20 protein-coding genes, 4 tRNA genes and 1 rRNA gene are annotated in these 21,917 nt (G+C 35.5%); 7 read left to right on the top strand and 18 right to left on the bottom strand.

The features are described from left to right. From LIZ08_RS03845 to ychF, 13 genes are all read right to left on the bottom strand, one after another. Nucleotides 1-339, bottom strand: a 16S ribosomal RNA gene (locus tag LIZ08_RS03845); the annotation flags it as partial. A gap of 243 nt (nucleotides 340-582) precedes the next feature. Next, complete coding sequence (locus LIZ08_RS03840; RefSeq protein ID WP_003009261.1) at nucleotides 583-1,062, bottom strand: sigma-70 family RNA polymerase sigma factor; 480 nt, start codon at nucleotides 1,060-1,062, stop codon at nucleotides 583-585. Nucleotides 1,063-1,216: 154 nt separating this feature from the next. Beyond that, a tRNA-Glu gene (locus tag LIZ08_RS03835) sits at nucleotides 1,217-1,288 on the bottom strand. A gap of 91 nt (nucleotides 1,289-1,379) precedes the next feature. After that, nucleotides 1,380-3,353, bottom strand: coding sequence for an ATP-dependent zinc metalloprotease FtsH (gene ftsH, locus LIZ08_RS03830; RefSeq protein ID WP_227038306.1), 1,974 nt, complete (start codon nucleotides 3,351-3,353; stop codon nucleotides 1,380-1,382). A gap of 10 nt (nucleotides 3,354-3,363) precedes the next feature. Continuing rightward, nucleotides 3,364-3,906 carry a hypoxanthine phosphoribosyltransferase gene (gene hpt / locus LIZ08_RS03825; protein ID WP_227038305.1) on the bottom strand — a complete coding sequence of 181 codons (543 nt, stop codon included), beginning with the start codon at nucleotides 3,904-3,906 and terminating at the stop codon, nucleotides 3,364-3,366. A gap of 4 nt (nucleotides 3,907-3,910) precedes the next feature. Next, entirely contained in the window at nucleotides 3,911-5,185 is a 1,275-nt protein-coding gene (gene tilS, locus LIZ08_RS03820) for a tRNA lysidine(34) synthetase TilS (RefSeq protein ID WP_129299524.1), read from the bottom strand. Next, nucleotides 5,185-6,450: a serine hydrolase gene (locus LIZ08_RS03815; RefSeq protein WP_272157584.1), complete on the bottom strand. Its 1,266-nt coding sequence runs from the start codon at nucleotides 6,448-6,450 to the stop codon at nucleotides 5,185-5,187. The genes tilS and LIZ08_RS03815 overlap by 1 nt, the downstream gene beginning before the upstream one ends. Then, on the bottom strand, nucleotides 6,443-6,571 hold the full coding sequence (locus LIZ08_RS10385) for an SP_0009 family protein (protein WP_003009253.1): 129 nt from the start codon (nucleotides 6,569-6,571) through the stop codon (nucleotides 6,443-6,445). The genes LIZ08_RS03815 and LIZ08_RS10385 overlap by 8 nt, the downstream gene beginning before the upstream one ends. Before the next feature lie 3 nt (nucleotides 6,572-6,574). Beyond that, a complete protein-coding gene (locus LIZ08_RS03810; protein ID WP_003009251.1) occupies nucleotides 6,575-6,943 on the bottom strand; it encodes an FtsB family cell division protein in 369 nt (122 codons plus the stop codon). Further along, nucleotides 6,936-7,202, bottom strand: coding sequence for an RNA-binding S4 domain-containing protein (locus LIZ08_RS03805; RefSeq protein WP_003002258.1), 267 nt, complete (start codon nucleotides 7,200-7,202; stop codon nucleotides 6,936-6,938). Before LIZ08_RS03805 ends, LIZ08_RS03810 begins: the two co-directional genes overlap by 8 nt. 68 nt (nucleotides 7,203-7,270) lie before the next feature. Then, nucleotides 7,271-10,765, bottom strand: coding sequence for a transcription-repair coupling factor (gene mfd, locus LIZ08_RS03800; protein ID WP_024056450.1), 3,495 nt, complete (start codon nucleotides 10,763-10,765; stop codon nucleotides 7,271-7,273). Nucleotides 10,766-10,769: 4 nt separating this feature from the next. Then, entirely contained in the window at nucleotides 10,770-11,339 is a 570-nt protein-coding gene (pth, locus tag LIZ08_RS03795) for an aminoacyl-tRNA hydrolase (RefSeq protein ID WP_003009246.1), read from the bottom strand. Between the two features lie 68 nt (nucleotides 11,340-11,407). Further along, on the bottom strand, nucleotides 11,408-12,523 hold the full coding sequence (gene ychF / locus LIZ08_RS03790; RefSeq protein WP_003010773.1) for a redox-regulated ATPase YchF: 1,116 nt from the start codon (nucleotides 12,521-12,523) through the stop codon (nucleotides 11,408-11,410). 177 nt (nucleotides 12,524-12,700) lie between these two features. Between ychF and LIZ08_RS03785 the strand changes: the two genes are divergently transcribed. After that, nucleotides 12,701-13,198, top strand: coding sequence for a DUF1307 domain-containing protein (locus LIZ08_RS03785; protein WP_031574824.1), 498 nt, complete (start codon nucleotides 12,701-12,703; stop codon nucleotides 13,196-13,198). 35 nt (nucleotides 13,199-13,233) lie between these two features. Here the strand turns inward: LIZ08_RS03785 and LIZ08_RS03780 are convergent, their stop codons facing one another. The 5 genes from LIZ08_RS03780 to LIZ08_RS03760 all read right to left on the bottom strand — a co-directional run bounded on the left by LIZ08_RS03780 (nucleotide 13,234) and on the right by LIZ08_RS03760 (nucleotide 18,374). After that, the gene (locus LIZ08_RS03780; protein WP_003002008.1) at nucleotides 13,234-13,425 is read right to left on the bottom strand and encodes a DUF951 domain-containing protein; all 192 of its coding nucleotides are present in this window, start codon (nucleotides 13,423-13,425) and stop codon (nucleotides 13,234-13,236) included. A gap of 12 nt (nucleotides 13,426-13,437) precedes the next feature. Next, a complete protein-coding gene (dnaN, locus tag LIZ08_RS03775) occupies nucleotides 13,438-14,574 on the bottom strand; it encodes a DNA polymerase III subunit beta (protein WP_021154169.1) in 1,137 nt (378 codons plus the stop codon). Nucleotides 14,575-14,733: 159 nt separating this feature from the next. Beyond that, the gene (gene dnaA, locus LIZ08_RS03770; protein WP_031574821.1) at nucleotides 14,734-16,092 is read right to left on the bottom strand and encodes a chromosomal replication initiator protein DnaA; all 1,359 of its coding nucleotides are present in this window, start codon (nucleotides 16,090-16,092) and stop codon (nucleotides 14,734-14,736) included. A gap of 267 nt (nucleotides 16,093-16,359) precedes the next feature. After that, on the bottom strand, nucleotides 16,360-17,121 hold the full coding sequence (locus tag LIZ08_RS03765) for a ParB/RepB/Spo0J family partition protein (protein WP_227038304.1): 762 nt from the start codon (nucleotides 17,119-17,121) through the stop codon (nucleotides 16,360-16,362). 71 nt (nucleotides 17,122-17,192) lie between these two features. Next, complete coding sequence (locus LIZ08_RS03760; RefSeq protein ID WP_031574813.1) at nucleotides 17,193-18,374, bottom strand: S1C family serine protease; 1,182 nt, start codon at nucleotides 18,372-18,374, stop codon at nucleotides 17,193-17,195. Nucleotides 18,375-18,578: 204 nt separating this feature from the next. Between LIZ08_RS03760 and rlmH the strand changes: the two genes are divergently transcribed. The 6 genes from rlmH (at nucleotide 18,579) to LIZ08_RS03730 (ending at nucleotide 21,822) form a co-directional block, all read left to right on the top strand. Then, complete coding sequence (rlmH, locus tag LIZ08_RS03755; RefSeq protein ID WP_031574810.1) at nucleotides 18,579-19,058, top strand: 23S rRNA (pseudouridine(1915)-N(3))-methyltransferase RlmH; 480 nt, start codon at nucleotides 18,579-18,581, stop codon at nucleotides 19,056-19,058. A gap of 42 nt (nucleotides 19,059-19,100) precedes the next feature. Beyond that, nucleotides 19,101-19,174, top strand: a tRNA-Arg gene (locus LIZ08_RS03750). A 348-nt stretch (nucleotides 19,175-19,522) separates the two neighbouring features. Further along, the gene (locus LIZ08_RS03745) at nucleotides 19,523-20,863 is read left to right on the top strand and encodes a GHKL domain-containing protein (protein WP_031574807.1); all 1,341 of its coding nucleotides are present in this window, start codon (nucleotides 19,523-19,525) and stop codon (nucleotides 20,861-20,863) included. Next, nucleotides 20,860-21,618 carry a response regulator transcription factor gene (locus tag LIZ08_RS03740; protein ID WP_003009229.1) on the top strand — a complete coding sequence of 253 codons (759 nt, stop codon included), beginning with the start codon at nucleotides 20,860-20,862 and terminating at the stop codon, nucleotides 21,616-21,618. The genes LIZ08_RS03745 and LIZ08_RS03740 overlap by 4 nt, the downstream gene beginning before the upstream one ends. 50 nt (nucleotides 21,619-21,668) lie before the next feature. After that, nucleotides 21,669-21,740: transfer RNA gene (locus LIZ08_RS03735), tRNA-Glu, on the top strand. Nucleotides 21,741-21,748: 8 nt separating this feature from the next. Then, a tRNA-Asn gene (locus LIZ08_RS03730) sits at nucleotides 21,749-21,822 on the top strand. Nucleotides 21,823-21,917: the final 95 nt, after the last annotated feature.

The raw sequence follows: 21,917 nt of genomic DNA, 5'->3' as shown, positions 1-21,917 counted from the left end.
GCCGTGTCTCAGTCCCAGTGTGGCCGATCACCCTCTCAGGTCGGCTATGTATCGTTGCCTTGGTGAGCCGTTACCTCACCAACTAGCTAATACAACGCAGGTCCATCTCTTAGTGATGCAATTGCACCTTTCAAGTCAACATCATGCAATGTCGACTTTTATGCGGTATTAGCTATCGTTTCCAATAGTTATCCCCCGCTAAGAGGCAGGTTACCTACGCGTTACTCACCCGTTCGCAACTCATCCGCTCGGTGCAAGCACCAAGCTTCAGCGTTCTACTTGCATGTATTAGGCACGCCGCCAGCGTTCATCCTGAGCCAGGATCAAACTCTCATTAAAATAATTGTTTGTCTTAAACTCATTCTGTCACTGACAGATTTATTGTTTTTTTATTGTTCAGTTACTATAACTTTCGTTATAGCGCCCTGCACATTGGTTCGTCTTGTTCAGTTTTCAAAGGTCTTTGTCGCTCTCGCGCGACAACTATATTAGTATATCATGACCCACCCTTACTGTCAACACTTTTTTTCAAAATTTTTTATTTTTTTGAAAGTTCATTTATACACTGTCAACTTTCAGTTCTTAAATTGAATTTTTAAAATCCTTTAGATAGTTCTCTAATTTCTTTTTCATTTTTGTTTTTCCTAGACATCTTCTGTTTGCTAGTAATGCTTCATATTGTTCTTTTTCTTTTACTGTTAATTTTTCTTTAAAACGTTTTAATGCATCTCTCAGAACAACCAGCTCATCTAAATATATTTTTCTTGATGAAATTCTGTGACTAATTTCTCCAATTTCAATATATGGAAGTCTATTAATTTTTCTCTTATCACTTTCCTGTTGTCTTATTTTATCTTTAATATGATTTCTAAATTTTGTTTTGAAATATGTATAAAGTAATTCTTCATTTGTTTCAATTTCAGGATTTTTTTGATAAAGTTCAAACAGAGTTAGCTGACCTTCTTGTTCCCAATCATCCTTTTCCCATAATTGAATATAATACTCTTTTTCACATTTTCTTACGATATATTTTACTTTTTGATACATTTTATTAAATTCCATAAGCTCTCCTTTATTTTTATCTGTATTTTATAAAAATAAAGAAGCCCATTGGACTTTTTTTCTATTCTGCACGTTTTTTTAACTATTTGGTTATTATTTTTAACTATTTTGTCCAAATACACAAAAAAACTGCCACCTGGTGACAGTTTATCGATAGTCCGTACGGGATTCGAACCCGTGTTACCGCCGTGAAAAGGCGGTGTCTTAACCCCTTGACCAACGGACCATTTTTACAACATATTCTATTATACAGAATATTTTTACTCTGTCAACACTTTTTTAATAAAAAAAGAAGGAAATATTTTCCTTCTTTTGAATTAGTTATTTTCTTCTAATTTTGACTTAATCTCATCATATGATAGAGGTTTTGCTTCTTCTTCTAATTCATGCTCTGAATTTTCAGGCATTTTTCCTGTTTCATATAATGATTTAATTTGAACACTATCCAAGGTTTCATATTTTAATAGAGCTTCCGCAATTAATTTATGCGTTTCTCTATTTCCTTGAATAATTTCTGCTGCTTTATTACGGGCTTCATTCAACAAACCACGAACTTCTTCATCAATTTCGTAAGCTGTTTGTTCTGAAATCATTTTTTGTGGGCTTTGAGCACCAAACATCGCATGATTTCCTTCATATTGGACCGGTCCAAGTTTTTCACTCATACCATATTCTGTCACCATTGCACGCGCCATTTGGGTAGCTTGTTCAAAGTCATTTGAAGCACCCGTTGTTTGCGAATTGAAAATAATTTCTTCGGCAACACGTCCTCCCATGAGCCCAGCTAATTGTTCTTTCATATCTTCTTTAGAAAGTAACATTTGATCTTCTTTAGGAAGGGCAATCATGTAACCGCCTGCACGACCACGTGGAACAATCGTAACTTTATGAACTACACGAGCATTTGATAAGACCAGACCAACGATTGTATGACCAGCTTCGTGATAAGCAACCATTTCACGTTCTTTTTGTGAAATCGTCCGATCTTTCTTAGATGGACCTGCAATAACACGATCTTCTGCTTCATCGATATCAGCAGCATCAATTACTTTTTTATTTCGACGAGCTGCAACCAAGGCTGCTTCGTTCAAAACATTTTCGAGATCAGCACCGACAAATCCCGGTGTTTGTTGAGCAACCAATTTCAAGTCCACATCTGGAGCGAGTGGTTTGTTCTTAGCATGAACACGAAGAATTGCCTCACGACCTTTCACATCTGGACGTCCAACTAATACTTTACGGTCAAAACGGCCAGGACGAAGAAGGGCAGGGTCAAGGACATCAGAACGGTTAGTTGCTGCGATAACAATGATTCCTTCGTTACCTTCAAAACCATCCATCTCAATCAAGAGCTGGTTAAGGGTTTGTTCACGTTCATCATTTCCACCACCAAGACCTACACCACGTTGGCGCCCAACAGCATCAATTTCATCGATAAAGATAATGGCTGGAGCTGCTTTTTTAGCATCTTCAAAAAGTGAACGAACCCGGCTAGCACCGACTCCGACAAACATTTCAACGAAGTCAGAACCAGAGATACTGAAGAATGGCACTCCAGCTTCACCAGCTACTGCTTTTGCTAAAAGGGTTTTACCAGTTCCGGGAGGGCCTTCAAGAAGCACACCTGCTGGGATTCTTGCACCCAATTTAGTATAGCGTTTTGGATCTTTTAAAAATTCAACAACTTCAACAAGTTCTTGTTTTTCTTCTTCAGCTCCTGCTACATCTGAAAAACGAACTTTAATATCTTCTTTATTAGCAGCGCGGGCTTTATTACGACCAAAGTTCATTGCACCTCTGGCACCTCCGCCACCGCCTTGGTTCATCATTGAGAAGAAGAAGAACATGACGATAACAAATGGAACAATTGAAGTAAGAATTGTTATCCACATGCCACTTGAGCTCTCACGCTTGATGGTGATTTCTGCTTTGTGGTCAGCTGCTAATTTTTGTAATTCATTGACGGTGATATCAGATGGAAGGATGACACTAGTAAAGCGAGATACTTTTTGAACACTTGGGGTAAAAAATTGAATTCCTGTATCATCTTTTGATTCTTTAGCTTTATTATAGGTCCCTGCAATTTCAATCACACTACCATTTGGTTGGTAACTGATCGTTTTTACATTGTCATTTTTAATTTCTTTGACCAATTCTGTGTAGTTGATTTGCTGACTTTGACCAACTCCATTACCCGCAAAAAAGTACTGGAATCCTGTCACAGCCGCTACAATAATCAACAAATACAGAAATGGATTTCGAACAAAACCGTTATTTTTTCTGTTATTCATCTAGTCTCCTCTATTTTGAGTACACTTCCTCTTTTAATACACCAACATGGGGTAGGTTACGATAATTTTCATCATAGTCTAAACCATATCCGACAACAAACTCATTTGGAATCGTAAAGCAGGTGTAATCTGCTTCGATCTCAACCAAACGTCCTTCAGGTTTATCCAGTAAGGTAGCAATCTTCACAGATGCTGCATTTCGTTCTTCAAAGAGTTCTTTTAGACTCTTGAGGGTTTTACCTGTATCGATAATATCTTCTACAAATAAAATATCTCTACCAGTAATATCTTGGTCGATATCCTTGATAATATTAATAATACCTGAGCTTGCTGTACCACCATGATAACTTGAAACCAGCATAAAATCCAATTCAATATGTGTATCCACGTGGTTGATCAACTCTGCCATAAATGGAACAGAGCCTTTCAAAATTCCAACAAAAATTGGATTTTTTCCTTGGTACTCTTTTGTTAGGGTTTCACCCAATTTCTTTGCTGCTTCTACAATTTCATCATGTGAAACCAATACTTTTTTTATATCTTTTTCTAACATGTTTTTACCTATCTATTTTTTGAATATAAAGACTATCTTTCATTATACCACTTTTTGAGAGCTTACTCAAATCACTCGTTACCAATCCCACTACAGAAAGAATATTATGATTTTGTTCTATAATGAGAGCCTTTTGCCGAAGAGAAATTGAAATTTTATGGTTGATAAACCACCGTCTTAATTTTTGATGGTGGCCATTAACAAGCAGCTGATCTCCTTCCTTTCTCCTTCTAATTAAGATGGGAGTTTCGCGTGAAACAGAAAGAATTTCTACATTTTCTCCTACTAATGGTTGTCCAAAAGATAGTTTATAATTTGCAATTTCAAAGATATTCCCAAATTCTAACAAAAATGGGAGGGGTTGGTCATCCGACTTTTGACTGATTTTTTGTATTTCAAAGAAATCATATTCTTGATGTAATTCATAATTCGACTTTAAATAATGAATGCAATTTCTTTTTTTTCGCAGTAAATCTAATAATTCTTGAAACTGGGCCCTACCAAGTTGCAAATCTGGAAATTGTGCCAAATACTCTTCTAATAAGAATGATTGTACAGAATGAGAATACGTTCTAAAAGAAGCTAAATCTTGAATGCTTAACTCGCTAGTCAATTCTTTCAGTGCTTGGTGCCAATGATTCACTTCCTCTGCTAAATAGCGAAGACTTGCTTGCATTTGGGGATTTTCTTTTTCAAATTCTGGAAGGTATTGATGGCGTACACGATTTCGAAAATAGTCCTGTGAGTCATTGCTACTGTCTTCAAAGTGAGGGATTTTCATCAACTCATCTTTGGTAAAAGTTAACAAAGGACGGATTAACTCACCCTTACCAAATGGTTGGCGTACAGGAATACCACTTAAATGGCGTAATTTTGTTCCTCGTATTAAGCGCATGAAAGTTGTTTCGGCTTGATCGTTTGCATGATGACCTGTTACTAAAGCGGTGCAATCCTCTTTCTCCATAATCTGTTTAAAAAAATCATAACGAAAGGTACGAGCTTTTGCTTCTGTAAAATCACCCGAATAGTGAGCCACATGGATACGTGTCTCTCGCCTATCAGCTAGCGTTCGAAGTTCACTTTCTTCTAAATCTGATTCTGGTCTTTGTCCATGATTGACATGAGCGAGTACCAGATGGATTTTCAATCGTTCTTTATTCTTATATAAAAGTTCATACAGATTCATTGAATCCAATCCACCAGATAAGGCAACTAAAACACGGCGATGGGGAGTAAATAGATCTTGTTTTTCACAAAACTCTAAAAATCGCTTTTCCATTATTTCAATACCTCATAGATATCTTTTGAAATGTTGGAAATCGTATCATAATTCGAATGATCTGTAAAAATGGCTATTACATAGGGTGAATTTGTATATACAATTGCAACATCATGTCTAAAATCATAGGCATCTCCAATTTTATGAGCAACTTTTACTGGAAGGTCACGCGCAATCCGTTGATCATCATATTTTGTAGAGGAGAGTGTATCAATAATAGGGCCATTTTGTTGATAGACAGCCTCCATGACATTGCCAGCCATTTCAGCGGATGCTTCTCTTTTTTCAACATCCCAATGTTTCTTTGCAATTTTATCCAAAGTTTTTTGGAAGTCTTGATCTGATTGATGAGTGACATAATAATTCAAGATATTATGTCCAACATTATCTGATTCTTTTGCAATTTTATCTACCAACTCTTGAACACTATATTCTTTTCCATCTGGTGTTTTTGAAAGGCTACCACTTCCTTCTGGTTCATAGCTACCTTTGAAATCATTGACTTCTGGAATATATTTGTAGGTTGTAGTTGGAGAAATGGCTTTTTTATTGAGCTGTTCTTGGACGTAGTACAAGTATGGTAATTTCGTTACACTGGCAGAATACATTTCTTTTTGCGGATTGATTCCAGCAGTATTTCCAGTCTCTAATTGTTTTACATAGATTCCATACGAAGGAGAATTGTATTTACTATTTAACAAGTCCTGGACTTTTTCCATTCGATTATCTTTTTCAGTAACGAATGCTTTGTTCACCCAGCCCTGACCTTCAATCTCCACAAACTCATCTCGTAAAGTCTTAGCTGTACGTAAGACTGTCACTTTTGTATAAGGAGAAAGAGGTGTATTTTTTTCTTTTGCACCATTTATTAAGGGTCGGTCATACATTTTAAAACCAGGTTTTAGCCACATGTCTTGTTTTTTTTCTTGTGTTTCTTGTACAACATCAGAAAAAATGACAGAAGAATCTGCTAATACATATCCCTTATCTGCTATTTTAAATACAGCTTTCCCTTCATCATTTACAAAGAGTTGTTCGATTGTAAACGGTGTGTTGGGAAGAATTTCTCCTTTTGCTTTTTTCAACTGAGGATCAGAAAAAACAGAAATTTTGCGATAGACATTCGGGTTCGCTGGAATTGAAGAAAAATAAAGTTCTGATGGATGAGCCATTGTCTGAGAAAACTCAGACTGCTCGATACTCGCTGCTTGAGACCCAATAAATAAAATTGGAACTAACAATAGGAGCAGAAATCGTTTAGACACCTGTATTCCTTTCCTTTTCATCCTTTTGAAGTTTGATCATTTGGTTTTTCTTTTTTAATTCCTCTAATTTTTCATCTGAAAATTCAAGAAATTGTTTAACTGTTTGTAAGATATTTTCCATCGGTTATTGGGGGAGTAAATCTGGGATGGTATAAACATATTCACCATCTTTTGAAAAAGAATACTTTGCGCGTGCATATTTTGTTGCATAATCATCGTCTTTTAATTTTTTAGCGATGTCTTGTTGGTATTCTTTTTGTTCACTTGTTTCTTTATACTCTTTTTCCAACTGTTTGTATTGTTCTTTCTTATCTTGTAGCGATTGATAGCTCTGGGCTAAATTATAAGTTGGAAGAATAAACAGTAACATGACCAATATCAAAACGAGCCCTAGAAAACGATTGCGTTTTTTTCTTTCTTCTTCTAAAAAACGTTTTCGCTGACTTTCGTCTTTGATATATTTATTGTTCATTTGAACGATATTTTTAGGCATCTTCTTCTATCCTTGTTTCACTAATTATTTCGTACATTTTGGATGCATCTTCTTTTTTTGTACTATCCAACATTTCCAAGACTTTAACCGTCAATACTTTATTTCCAAAACGAACTTCAATTTGATCATTCACTTTCAAATCCGTTGAACTTTTGGCTAATACTCCATTGACTTTGATCCGCCCTTTATCTGCAACTTCCTTTGCAACAGGACGACGCTTAATAATGCGAGAAACTTTTAAATATTTATCTAATCTCATACTGTCACCTCTAACATAGTATTGTATCATTTTTTATACATAAAATGCGAAAAATGAGCTAAGAACTTCTAGTCCTCTTCTTTTTCCTGTTTAATTTCCAATAAGGTTTGACCAAATTGCTTCAGAGCTTCTAAAATTTCAAAATCTTTCTTATTTCGAATATCGAAGATCACTTCAATCAATCCTTTTTCCTCTGCAATCTGTGCCTTTAACTGTGTCATTGACAGAGCTTTGAAATAATCCTGTGTTAAAAACAGTTGTTTGGCAATAGGTTCAAATTTCACTGTCACTTTTTGTTGTTTTCTCTCAACAAGACGGACAAAGACTTGATCCAAGTAAGCTTTCACTAAACCAATTTCAAGTAGGTAGGCCACAACATCTGGGTATTCTCCAAAACGATCGATCAATTCATCTTGCAAATATTCATAGTCCGTCGCAGAATTCATTTCACGAATTTGTTTGTAAATTTCAATTTTTTGACGTTGATCTGAAATATATTCATTAGGTAAATATGCATCTATTTGAAGGTTCAACTCTGCATTGCTCTTTTGCCTACGATGCTCTTGGCCTTGTTTCTTAGCAATAGCTTCTTCTAACAATTGAGAATACATTTCAAAACCAACTGAATCGATGAAACCAGATTGAGAAGCTCCAAGGATATTCCCTGCTCCACGGATCGATAAATCTCGCATAGCAATTTTAAATCCAGACCCCAACTCAGTAAAACCTTTAATAGCTTCTAAGCGTTTTTCAGACACTTCTGTAAGAGATTTGTCTGGACGATACATCAAATAGGCATAAGCAATTCGATTGCTTCGTCCCACACGACCTCTTAATTGATAAAGCGTTGAAAGTCCCATATGATCCGCATTTTCAATAAAGAGTGTATTAGCATTTGGAATATCCACACCTGTCTCAATAATGGTTGTCGTCACTAAGACATCGTATTCGCCATTAATGAAATCCAACAGGGTATTTTCCAGGCGAACTTCACTCATCTGGCCATGAACAAAGCCAATCGAAGCCTCTGGAATCAACTCTTTTAATTCAGACACCTTTTGTTCAATTGTATCTACCTTATTGTAAAGATAATAGGCCTGTCCTCCACGATCCATCTCCCGCAACACAGCATCTCGAATAATAGTTGGATTGGTCTCTAGTACAAAAGTTTGCACAGGATATCGATTGGTAGGAGGTGTTTCAATGACAGACAAATCTCTAATTCCTAGCATAGACATATGAAGAGTTCGAGGTATAGGGGTAGCTGTCAAGGTAAGCACATCCACCTTTTTTTTCAATTCTTTCAAGGTTTCTTTGTGCTTCACTCCAAAACGTTGTTCTTCATCTATCACGATTAAGCCTAAGTCTGAAAAAACAACATCTTTGGACAAGAGCCGGTGAGTTCCAATAATAATATCCACTCGTCCTTTTTTCAACTTTTCAAGCGTTTCTTTCTGCTCTGCCTTACTCTGGAAACGACTTAAAACAGCAACTTCTACTGCAAAAGATTCAAAACGCTCCTTAAAATTGGCATAATGTTGTTGGGCAAGAACAGTGGTAGGAACCAGCACTGCTACTTGTTTATGATCATTTACTGCCTTAAAAGCTGCTCGCATAGCGACCTCTGTTTTCCCAAAACCGACGTCTCCAACCAGCAATCGGTCCATCGGACGATTCGATTCCATATCTTTTTTAATTTCTTCAATGGAACGTAATTGGTCATCTGTTTCAATATATGGAAAATCTTGTTCAAAAGCCTCTTGGTTTTCATCATCTTGGGAATAGGCAAAGCCTTCTAATTGACTACGCTCCGCATAAAGTTTTATCAAATCATCCGCAATGTCCTCCACCTGGGTCTGAACCTTTTGCTTCGTTCTTTGGAAACGCCCATCATTTAACTTGTTAATTTTTGGCGTTTTTCCATCACTTGCAACGTATTTGGACAACATCTGAATCTGATCGACAGGAATCGAGATGCGATCTCCATTTTGATATTGAATTGAAACATAATCACGATGGACACCCGAAATTTCAATCGTTTCAATTCCCAAATATTGACCAATACCATGAACTTGGTGAACAACATAGTCCCCTTTTTCCAGTTCATTATAATTTTTTAGGCGTTCTGCATTGGAAATATTTTGCCTGCGAATCTTTCGTTTGATCTTTTTCTGATAAATCTCTGATTCTGTAATGTAGACAATTTTTTCATCAACAAATTGAAAACCGTGAGCTAGTCCTCCAACAACTAATTGACTAGCTTGAGGAATGATCGTATCCCCATCAATATAATCTAATCGAATCCCATACTCTTCTAAATTTTTATGGAGCTGTTGAAGATTGTGATGAGAAGTTGCTTGGATAATAACTGTATAGTTTGATTTTCGATACCGTTCAATTTCCTCTTTTAGTAAATCAAATTGTCCAAAAAACTCCTGCATGGGATATTGATTGAATTGATACAAATGATCAAACTTCAGATTTCCTAATCCTTTTTGAAAGTTTGAAAAATAAGTTGCAGGCGTATATTTTCGTAATGTTGTACTGGTGTCTGCAAAATACACTTGGCGAGAAGAAGCTCTATTTTTATGTAAATCTTCCGTCAAGAGATTAGCTGTATCTAGTTCAAATCTCGCTATTTGATCTGCTATTTTTTGATAATCATCCAGAAAAACAGGAGTGTGTTTAGGGAGATAATCGAATAGGGTATATTGCTTCTCGTAAAAGAAACTAATAAATTTTCTAAGATCCGGATGAAGTTTCCTTTGAGAAATATCTCCTAAAATTTCTGCTAGATAAGATTTAAATTCTTCATTCGCGCTCTGTTCTTGCAATTGTTCGATTTGCTGCTGACCACGGATGAAATCTTCCTCTTGCAACAATAGATCACTCACTGCCTTCAGTTGAACTTCTTCAACATTTTCAACAGAACGCTGACTTTCTGGGTCAAAGATTCGGATTCCATCAATCTCATCTCCGAAAAATTCAATCCGATAGGGTTGGAGTTGGTCGATCTCAAAGATATCTAAAATATCTCCTCGTAGACTAAACTCTCCCTGTTGCAAAACTTGGCTCACCTTTTGGTAGCCAATCTTCTGTAATGTTTCACTCAGAGTAGTTAAGTCTATTTCTTGATCGACCTTCAATTGAAAAATGCTAGATGCAAAAACTTTAGGAGAAGGTAATAGTAGTTTTATACCACTCACATTGGTCACAAGGATGCCTTGACGATCCTCTTGACATAAAAAGTTCAAAGCCTCTAATCGTGAAAATTGCCTTTCTTGTGAAGCAAAAACAAATTCTGCTAAAGGGTTATCATCTCCCAAAAATGTATGGACTTTCTCTTCTCCAAGTAAAGCAATAAAATCACTAGCCAATCGTTCTGCTTCGTTATAACTGGAAGTAATGAGGACTGCTTTTTCAATAGAATCAAAGGCTGAAGCCATTACAATAGCCTTTGTGGTCGCAGACAATCCTAAGATCAATTCCCTATTATTTTTTTGCAAACCTTGTTGCCAGGATAGAAGGTTGGAGTTTTGACTCACTAAATCAATTACATTCATCTACTTACCCGTTGTATTTCTGCATGCTTCTTTCAAAATTTTCTTCTACCAAGTAATCGTTAACCGCTTCTTCTACTCGATCAATTGTTTGTAGAATAGTGATGTAATCGTCTTTATCAAATTTTCCTAAGACATGATGAACAACTGACATGCCCTGCTTAGGTCTTCCAATTCCAATCTTAATTCGATAAAAAGTCTGAGTTCCAATATGATTGATAATCGATTTGATTCCGTTATGACCTCCAGCTGATCCTTTCGCTCGAAGACGAATCTTACCAACTTCCATATCTAAATCATCGTAAATAACCAAAAGATCTTCAATATCCAGACCATAATAAGTCAGAAGGGCATGGACCGCTTTTCCACTCTCATTCATGAAAGTGGTTGGCTTTACAAAATAGACCTTTTCGCCATTCAAAAATGTTGAGGCAATATCAGCTTGAAAAATTTTATCATGGGAGAAAGTAAGATTTAAAGACTTTGCCATTTGATCAACTAACATAAAGCCTACATTGTGTTTCGTTTCAAAATACTTATCACCTGGATTTCCCAATCCAACAATTAATTTCGTCATCTCTTTCCTTTCAAAACACTAAAAGGGTTGGAAATATCTTTTCCAACCTTTACATTTTTTTAACTCTCTTATACATTAAAACGGAATTCCATGATGTCCCCGTCTTGGACAACATATTCTTTTCCTTCTTCGCGCAAGCGTCCTGCTTCTTTTACAGCCTTTTCAGAACCGTATTTAACCAAATCATCATAGGACATGGTCACGGCACGAATAAATCCTTTTTCAAAATCAGAGTGGATGATTCCAGCAGCTTGAGGAGCTTTCATGCCACGTTTGAAGGTCCAAGCACGCACTTCTTTTTCACCAGCTGTGAAATAAGTGCCAAGTCCCAACAAGTGATAAGCTGCACGCGTGAGTTTATCAACTCCAGACTCTGTTAGGCCAATTGCCTCTAAAAATTCTTGTTTATCTGCATCATCTAGCTCAGAAATTTCTTCCTCAGCACGCGCAGAAATCACCACGACTTCCGCATTCTCTGTTGCCGCAAAGTCACGAATTTGCTTCACATACTCGATAGAATCTGGATCTGCAACAACATCTTCATCCACATTGGCTACATAAAGAACTGGTTTGGTAGTCAAAAGGAAAAGTCCTTTCACCACTTTTTGTTCTTCCTCCGTGAATTCAATGGTCCGAGCTGATTTACCATCTTCAAGAACTGGTTTGATTTTTTGTAGAACATTAAATTCTGCAACAGAATCCTTATCTTTTTGTGTACGAGCGATTTTTTCTACACGCGCATAGCGTTTATTGACAGACTCTAAGTCAGCTAAAATTAATTCTAAATTGATGGTATCAATATCTGCTAGTGGATCAACAAAGGCATCTTCACGACCTTGCTCCCGCATGACATTTTCATCATCAAAAGCACGCACTACATGGACAATGGCATCTACTTCACGGATGTTGGCCAAGAATTTATTACCAAGTCCTTCCCCTTTAGAAGCTCCTTTCACAATCCCAGCAATATCTGTAAATTCAAAAGTAGTCGGAACTGTCTTCTTAGGAGTAATCATTTCCGTCAATTTTTGGAGGCGTTCATCTGGAACTTCTACCATCCCGACGTTTGGATCAATGGTCGCAAAGGGATAGTTTGCGGCCTCTGCTCCTGCTTTTGTAATTGCGTTAAATAGGGTTGATTTACCAACGTTTGGTAAGCCAACGATACCTGCTGTTAATGCCATTTTTCTTTTTCTCCGTTCAAATTTCAATCTCTTTTATTATAACATAATTCAAAAGACAAGTGATGAAAAATGAAATATTTCATCACCTTTGAAACTAGATTTTTTCATCAAACTGTAACGTTCTAAAAAGATAAAAATGGTATACTATATTTAACAATGAACAAAGGAGTTTTTCAGATGAAAAAACAAACATGGAAATCTATTTTTCTTTCTTTAATCGCTATCTTTACTCTCTTTCTTCTTGGAGCTTGTGGACAACAATCTGTTCAAAAATCCTATCTTCAGGCAATCAACCAAGAAAAGAAAACAGATGTTCGTATTACACTAGAACATAAAGGTGATAAAGCGATCAGTAACCAAACCACCACTACTATTTATTACAAAGAGGCGGGAGTTACGAAAGATCAATTAAAGGAAATGATCGATAAATATGATGAAGAATACAAAGATGTCAAAGGATTCACACATTCTGCTGAATATAAAGATGATTATATGGTTGAAAAAACAACACTAAATTATGAAAAGGCAGACTTAGATCAGCTAATTGAAAAGAAATTAGTAACGACACAAAAAGATAAAAAAGTCGACTATATCAGCTTCAAATCAACTTTTGATATGATGAAACAGGGTGGTTTCAAAGAAGTTAAAAATGGAAAATTTGAAGAATTAAAATAATCGAAAAGGTTCGGTCACATAAGTGACTGAACCTTTTATAGTACTTTCTTCATTTTCTGTTCAAAATCATGGCGACTCATCATGACCACATGATCACAATTGCTACACTTGATTTTTATGTCTGCACCAAGTCGCGTAATTTCCCAACGATTTGCCTTCTTGCCTGTTTCTTTAATCACACAAGCGTGAGGCTTTTTCATTTCTACAAAATCACCTAACGTATACATGATTCACCTTTGTTAATTTGTGCGAACTGGCGTAATCAATTGAATGAACCCTTGTTCATTTCCTTCTGGAACCAATGTAAACGGTCTAACAGAAGAAATAAAACGAATAACAACTTGTTCACTGTCAATAGCTTTGAGCGCTTCAATCAAATAAGTTGGATTAAAGCTAATAGACAAATCCTCTCCTGAAACGGCGCTCGTATCGATCTCTTCATTTACTCGCCCAACTTCTGGTGAATGAACGTGAGAAGAAACCACTCCATTTTTGAACTCTAATTTAACCGTTCCGTTTTGAGTCGCATTTGAAAGAAGACGAGCACGCTCCATTGCAAATCGAAGGTTGGCCACATTGAAGGTTGCCTCTGTATTGAATTCTGTTGGAATGAGACGGTCTGTATCAGGATAATTTCCTTCTAGCAAACGGGTATAAAAACTAATGTGTTCGCTTCTAAATAGGATTTGATTGTTAGCAAAGAAAACTTCAACTGTTTCAATATCATCAGAAAAGACAGAGGTGAATTCACGAAGAGAGCGACTTGGGATGACAACATCAAAGTTGTCTCCATTTTTCTCCAGTGTAATCACTTTTTGACTCATACGGTGAGAGTCTGTTGCTACTGTTTTTAGCTCTTTATTATCCGATAGAACAAAGTGAACACCTGTCAAAATTGGCCGACTTTCTTGTACACTTGCTGCAAATGCTGTTTCATTAATTAATTGTTTTAATAATTTTGTTTCCAAAACTAATGGATTACTTGCAGCAATTTCTTGAATACGTGGATATTGATCTGCATCTTTTCCTTTAAGTGTAATTTCTGATTTTCCACTTGTTAAAAGAACCTGTTTTTGTTCAATCTCTTTAAAATCTAAAGTAACATCTGGTAAACTTGAAACCACATTAATAAAGAAAGTTGCTTCCAATAAAATAGAACCTGGGGAGGTCACTAGTAAACCAGCATTTTCGTCTTTGATAGAAATAAAGTTTTCGATTGAAATTTGGCCATTCGATCCTGATAAGGCAACTCCTTCTGGAGTGACATCAATTTTAATCGTGGAAAGAATTGGGATAGCATTTTTTGAACTGATCGCTCTTTTGGTAGTATTTAGTGCTTGTAAAAATAAAGTTTTGTTAATAGAAAAATTTATCATGGTCATTCCTTTTATTTATTTTATGATTAGTAAGTTAATAGTAATAGTAGGTTGTGTGGAAGTTGTGGAAAACTCTCTGAATCCTATCTATGACTTAAAAAGTTACTTGTTTAAAAAATGTGCATAACCCCTAGAAGTTAAGAGAAAGTTATCCACAGATTAATTTAACTTTTTCTTGATACTTTGAATTTCGAGTCGTAGATTATCATCTGTGTCGACCATACTTTTAATTTTTTCATAAGCATGAATGACGGTCGTGTGGTCTTTTCCACCGAATTCTTTTCCGATTCGAGGAAGTGAGTTGTCTGTCATCTCTCTTGAAAGATACATGGCCACTTGTCGTGCTAGGACAATATTCTGAACTCTTCGAGAACCTTTGATTTCTTTTACACTGACTCCATAAAAGGCTCCAACTGCTTCCTGAATTTTTTCAATGGGGATGACAAGCGTCTTGCTATTATCGTTTTTACGAGCTCGAATAGCTTCAGCTGCAACATCGATCGTAATTTCTTTTAGTTTTTTCACCTTCGCCATTAAAGAAATATCATTTAAGGCACCTTCTAAGTCTCGGACATTTGAATCAAACTGACCTGCTAGATATTCCAGTGTGTCATTAGGAAAAATATAGTCTAGATCTTCAATTTTATTCCGTAAGATGGCAATCCGAGTTTCAAAATCAGGTGGTGTTATATTTTGCGTTAGTCCCCATTTGAAACGAGTAACCAGTCGCTCTTCAAGACTATCTAAATGATCCGGACTTCGATCGCTTGTTAGAACAATCTGTTTGTTGTCGCTATGGAGGGCATTAAAGGTATTAAAGAATTCCTCTTGAGTCGTGACTTTTTTCCCGCCGAGTGACTGGATATCATCGATCAGTAAGAGATCAAGACTTCGATAGGTATTCTTGAACGTCTTCATTTCTCCTAATCGAAGGTGTTCTAAAAATTCATTAATAAAGGTTTCTGCTGGAACATACTTAACCCGTGCATTTGGAATATTTTCTAGGATTTGATTTCCAATTGCGTTCAATAGGTGAGTCTTTCCAAGCCCTGGTCCACCATAGATAAAGAGAGGGTTGTAAGTTGTTGCAAGATTTTCAGAAACTGCAAGCGCTGCTGCTTTCGCCCAAATATTTCCATCCCCTTGCACAAAATTATCAAATGTGTACTTTGATTTCAGACCTGTATCAATTTTAGGCAACGGTTCGGTTGTTAAGCTACCTGAAGATAATCTCCTATTCTCACCGCTATGACTACTAGGAATTTCTTCGGTATCTTCAAAAACGAAATGGAACTTCAAATCTGTATTGTAGACTTCAAAGCTGGCTGTGATCAAAGCATTTTTTAGATTTGTTTCCCAAAATAATTCTTTATAATTTCCATCAAGATAAATGGTAGCCGTTTCTCCATCGATTTTGACTAATTTTGAATCGGCGACAAAAAAATCATAGGCACTATCTTTTAGTTGTAATTGGGCTAATTCTAAAAAACGAGACCAAAATTGCTCTTCTTGTGACACTATCAGACTTCCCTCCTTTTCTTGAATTGTATCAAATCATACGTACTCCTATTCTACCACAAACAAAAATAGTTTTCCACAGGCTAAATTTCATGAAATTAAATTATAGTTTTAAACTTTTCCACAAGTTGTGGATTTAAATTCACATTGTTTTTAAAAGTTATCCACAAAGTGGGGATAACTAGAGAATATCCTTATTTTTCTGCTATTTACAAAAGATTTTTATGGTGGAAAAGCTTGTCAATATAAAAAATAAAAATAACAGCCTTATTTAAGGCTGTTGATAATTCGTTGGTATTCATCAAGACTGGAAAAAGAAATTTGGATAGTTCCTTTATTTTGAGAAGAGGAGTGTATCGTCACATCTGTTCCTAATATTTTTTTCAATCGTTGTTCCTCTTCTAGTAGGAAGCTCTCTTTTGCTTTTTGTTTTTTCTGTTTTCTTTTTGAACTAATCTTGTTTTCTAATGTTCGAACATTTAAATGATCCTGTTTGATTCGCTCCAACCAAAAGTGCTGCTCTTCTTCATCAAGAGGAACAAGAACACGCGCGTGAGCCGAAGAAATATCATTTTGAATGACTGCTTCTTGAACAGAGGGGGCTAGATGTAACAAGCGAAGCATATTGCTGATATAGGGTCTAGATTTCCCCATAAATTGAGCGATTTGGTCGTGCTTATAGCCATGATCAACGAGCTTCTGGTAGGAGATAGCTTCTTCAATTGGATTGAGATCTTCTCGTTGAAGATTTTCAATAATGGCTTGTCGCATCATTTCTTGATCCGTTAACTCTTTAATAATCGCAGGAACAAGCTCTAATCCAGCAATTTTTAAAGCTCTAAAACGTCTTTCACCTGCAAGCAATTCAAAACCAATTATTGGAGATTTTCTGACAATAATGGGTTGAATTAAGCCATTTTCTTTGATTGACTGAGCCAGTTCTTCTAATTTTTCTTGATCAAATACTTTTCTTGGTTGGAAAGGATTGGTTCGAATGTCCTTTACCGCTATTTTTTCTAATTTTTCCATCTTATGAATAGAATAACACACCTTTACAAATTCGTAAAGGTGTGTTTACAAGTATGTCAAGAAAGTGAAAGTTAATCGCTCAGATCCTCAGTTGATTTTGTCAACTTGATAGAAGTTGTTTGTTGTTTTCCATCACGATAGAATGTGACCTTGATCGTATCATTGATTTGGTGAGAATAGAGGGCGGATTGTAAATCTGCCGTTGACTCGATATCTGTATCATCGATCTTTGTGATGACATCATAACGTTGCAATTTATCTGAAGCAGGCATATTTTCAAGTGTTGAACGAACCAGTACTCCTCCAGAGATTTTTTCAGGAAGTTTTAAATGGCTTAAATCAGAAGTTGAAAGGTTGGATAAATCCATCATTTGGATTCCAAGAGCTGGTCGAACTACTTTTCCTTTTTCTTCTAGCTGCTTGATAATATTGACAACATCATTTGCAGGAATTGCAAATCCCATTCCTTCTACTGAAGTTTGTCCGTTATTTGAAATTTTACTTGAGGTAATCCCGATGACTTGTCCTTGAATATTGATTAATGGACCTCCAGAGTTTCCTGGGTTGATGGCTGCGTCTGTTTGTAAGGCGCGTGTAGAGATATTTTGTCCATTATCGGCTTTCAATTTCACATTGCGGCCTTGGCTGGAAATAATCCCTTGGGTAACAGAATTAGCATAATCTGTTCCAAGAGGGCTACCAATTGCAATTGCAGTCTCACCGACCGTTAATTGGTTTGAATCTCCGAATTCAGCTACTGCCTTTGCTTTATCTGCACTAATGCGAACGACTGCAATATCAGAATAGACATCTGACCCAACTACTTCTCCGGGGACTTTATTCCCATCTGCTAAAAGAATATCTACTTTTTTAGCACCATTGATCACATGGGTATTGGTAACAAGGTAGGCATATTTTCCTTCTTTTTTATAAATGACCCCAGAACCTTCACTAGAAATTTGTGAGTCAGAGTTTTCTTCTTTTTCAAATAACCCTTGATTCGAAGAATCAGAATAAGTAATCACAGAAACTACAGCATTTTTCACCTTATCTACGGCCTCACTAGTTGAGGTTGTATTTTTATAAGCTGTTTTAACAGTGGTTGAGTGTACTTGCTTACTTTCAGTATTTGAAGTAGAAGAATGAGAGGTTTGTAAGGTTAAAAAGGTTCCAAGAATCCCACCTAGAAAACCTACAACGAAAATGAGGGTTATGTTTCCAAGTTTTTTCAGTAAATTAGATGAAGATTTCATATTTTCCTCCTAAGGATATCAAATTGTCTAAAGTATAGAAAAACTTTCTTAATTATATCTTAAACAACTAAAGTTATCCACAAATTGTGGATAAGTTGTAGAATTTAGTTGAGAAATGGCTTTAAAAAGGACTTTATAGAATAGATTTCCTTTCTATAGCTGTGGATTATTTGTGGAATTGAAGAATTATGCTACAATAGGGGAATGAAAATTAAATTGATAACCGTTGGAAAATTAAAAGAAAAATACTTAAAAGATGGGATCGCGGAGTATATTAAAAGGCTTGGTCGATTTGCAAAAGTAGAACAGGTTGAGTTAGTTGATGAAAAAACTCCAGATCGTGCCAGTCAACTTGAAAATCAACAAATCCTTGAAAAAGAGGGGGAACGAATTCTCTCTAAAATTTCAGATAAGGAATATGTGATTATATTAGCCATTGAAGGAAAACAATTTCCTTCAGAGAAATTTAGTCAAACGATTGACCAGATTATGACATCTGGTTATTCAAACCTTACTTTTGTTATTGGAGGTAGTCTTGGTCTGTCTCCTGAAGTGAAAAAAAGAGGAAATCTATTGATGAGCTTTGGTCAATTAACTCTTCCTCATCAGTTGATGAAATTAGTGTTGGTGGAACAAATCTATCGTGCTTTCATGATTCAACAGGGGAGTCCTTACCATAAATAACCTTGACGCTCCTTCCTTTTTCTGCTAAAATGAAGTAAGTTCGGTCTCATAGCTCAGCTGGATAGAGCATTCGCCTTCTAAGCGAACGGTCGCAGGTTCGAATCCTGCTGGGATCAAATGAAAGATGCAGCTTTTGCTGCATCTTTTCTTTTATATAAAAATGTATAAATTTTCATCATCTATTAATTTTTGTATAATTCACTATAGACAAATAGTAACGGAATGATTTATTAGGAATATTTTTAAAAAGAACTAACAATCCCTATATAGTGCAAAGTGTAGATTATATAAATTGTGTAAAATAGTTTTCATTCATGTAACAAAAACATTAAAAACATTACAATTTTACCTATTCCCTTTAATTTTAGGCTATTTTATATTATAATTTTTTGTATATAAAATTTTATTTTTTATAATAATACTAGAGTATAATAAAATAGAAAAAACAAAGTGGGAGAGTTTGTGTGATTCAGTCATTAATCTTGTCTTTTCTCTTGGGAGGGATCATTGTTCTGACGTTTGCATTAGTGGACGAAAAAATCTATCAGGAACATCAATTTGCATTTATCTTTCTGCTGAGCACCTTTGTTCTTCTTTTTGAAAGTCTCTTAGTATTTTTAGATGTGACTTTATTTTCAAATATTCGACTCTCTGATTTAAATATGCTCTTATGGCCGGTTTATTTATATCCTTATTATCATTATGCCAATCGGACGAATCGCTTGTGCGCCATTTTTTATTCTTTTTTTACTTATTTAGCGGTTGAAGGAACAGCAACTTTTCTGACGATAATTGTCTCTTCAGTGTTGGGAGATGCTTTAGTAGCAGCTTACTCGATTGTCTACAATATGTGTATTCGTTTGCTTTCTTTAGGAATCATTTTGAAGTTAATTGACTTATTTGAATTTGATTTCACTCCTTTTTATGAGAAAGAATTTGAAAAATATTTAAAGAGACTCATCTGCGTCTATTTTGCTATATTTGTAGTGATTAATTTTTCTTTATGGATTAGTGAACAAGAGCAATTTAAAAATTTTGGGAGTATGTTGGCAACGATTTGTTTTTTCTCTTTTGTAGTCAGCTTATTCCATATGAAAATCGAGCGAGATCAGTATCGTAAAAATTTAGAACTGGAGTATAAAGAATTTTCTGAGCAACAAATGAGTCGGTATATGGCTGAAATTCAAAGTCTCTATTCGATTGTTAGGGGATTTCGTCATGATTTGGGAAATTTAGTTATTTCTATGTCATTAGCTATTGAGGAAGAAAATATTCCAGAAATACAGAGAATCCATAGAGAAGTATTGGAAAAAGGTTATAAAGAGATCAATACAGAAGCATTATCAGGATTCAACTTGGTCAATATCAAAGATTCTGCTTTACGAAGTATTTTGATTCGAGGTTGGTTGGATGCAAGAGATGCTGGGGTAGAAATGACCTTTGAAACGAGTGAACCAATCGAGCAACTACCAGTTGATTTATTGGATATCGTGAGAATCGTTGGGATTCTAGTGACAAACGCTTTGGAAGCTTCAAAAGAAGCAGAAGAAAAGAAAGTTCATATTGCTATTTTCTCTATTTCAAAAATTGTTTACTTAGTGATTCATAATACAACAAATGAAATCACTTTTGATATTAGAAAAATATATGAAGAAGGCTATTCGACAAAAGGAGAAAATAGAGGACTAGGATTAAATAATGTGAGAAAAATCTTAGCAAATTATGGAACGATGTTTTTAGAAACGGAATTGCAAGGAAATCGTTTTTTACAAGTTTTGAAGATTGGAGGATACGAACAAGAATGAAGATTTTTTTATTAGAAGATGAGCTCTCTCAACAGATACGGGTAGAAAAACATATTGCAGAAATTGCTAAGGAATTAGAAATTAAACTTGAAGTGATTTCTACCGGTAAAATTTCGGAATTTGAAAATTATATCCAACATTCGGATATCCACCAATTATATTTTCTAGATATTCATATCCAAGACAATGAGTATTGTGGGCTGGAAATTGCTCAAAAAATACGAGAAGCAAATCCTTATGCCATTATTGTTTTTATTACTACAAAATCAGAATTCGCTTCGATTACCTATCGTTATAAAGTATCTGCCTTAGATTTTATTGATAAAAATTTGAATGAAGATTTATTTAGATTAAAAATCAAGGAGTGTATTGAGTACCTAACAACTATTCAAATTGGAAATGATGATTTGACAGATTATTTTGAGTATGACTTTAAGGATAAAAAGATAAAAATTCCATTTAAGGATATTCTTTATATTGAAACTGTTGGTTCGGCTTATAAATTAAACTTAGTTGGGAAAAATTTTCAAAAAGAAATTGCGGGAAGTTTATCAGATGTCTTGGAGAAAGATGTGGAGGAGAGATATTTCAGTCCCCATCAATCTTTTATCGTGAATAGAAGTATGATCATTGGAATGGATAAGAAAAAGAAACAGCTGCTGTTGAAAGAAGGGTATTCTTGTCCAATCTCAAGAAGCAATATCAAACGTGCCAAAAAATTAATTGAAGAGCAAAATTTAGAATTTAGTGCTTGACAATTAGTTAAATTTTGATATAATGGGATATGTTCTGTTAATGAATATATGGTCCGTTGGTCAAGGGGTTAAGACACCGCCTTTTCACGGCGGTAACACGGGTTCGAATCCCGTACGGACTATATCTCATTCCGCCATAGCTCAGTTGGTAGTAGCGCATGACTGTTAATCATGATGTCGTAGGTTCGAGTCCTACTGGCGGAGCTAGTATAGCACCCATTTGGGTGTTTTTTTTTTGTTTTGAAAAAGGCTAGGATAATGACTATCCTAGCCTTTTATTTATAAGTGAACGATGGTTA

The sequence above is a fragment of the Streptococcus sp. 210928-DFI.4.42 genome (assembly GCF_020554365.1).
In the GTDB taxonomy this organism is placed as follows: Bacteria; Bacillota; Bacilli; order Lactobacillales; family Streptococcaceae; genus Streptococcus; species Streptococcus parasanguinis_S.
This window is presented reverse-complemented; position numbering and strand designations above follow the sequence as displayed.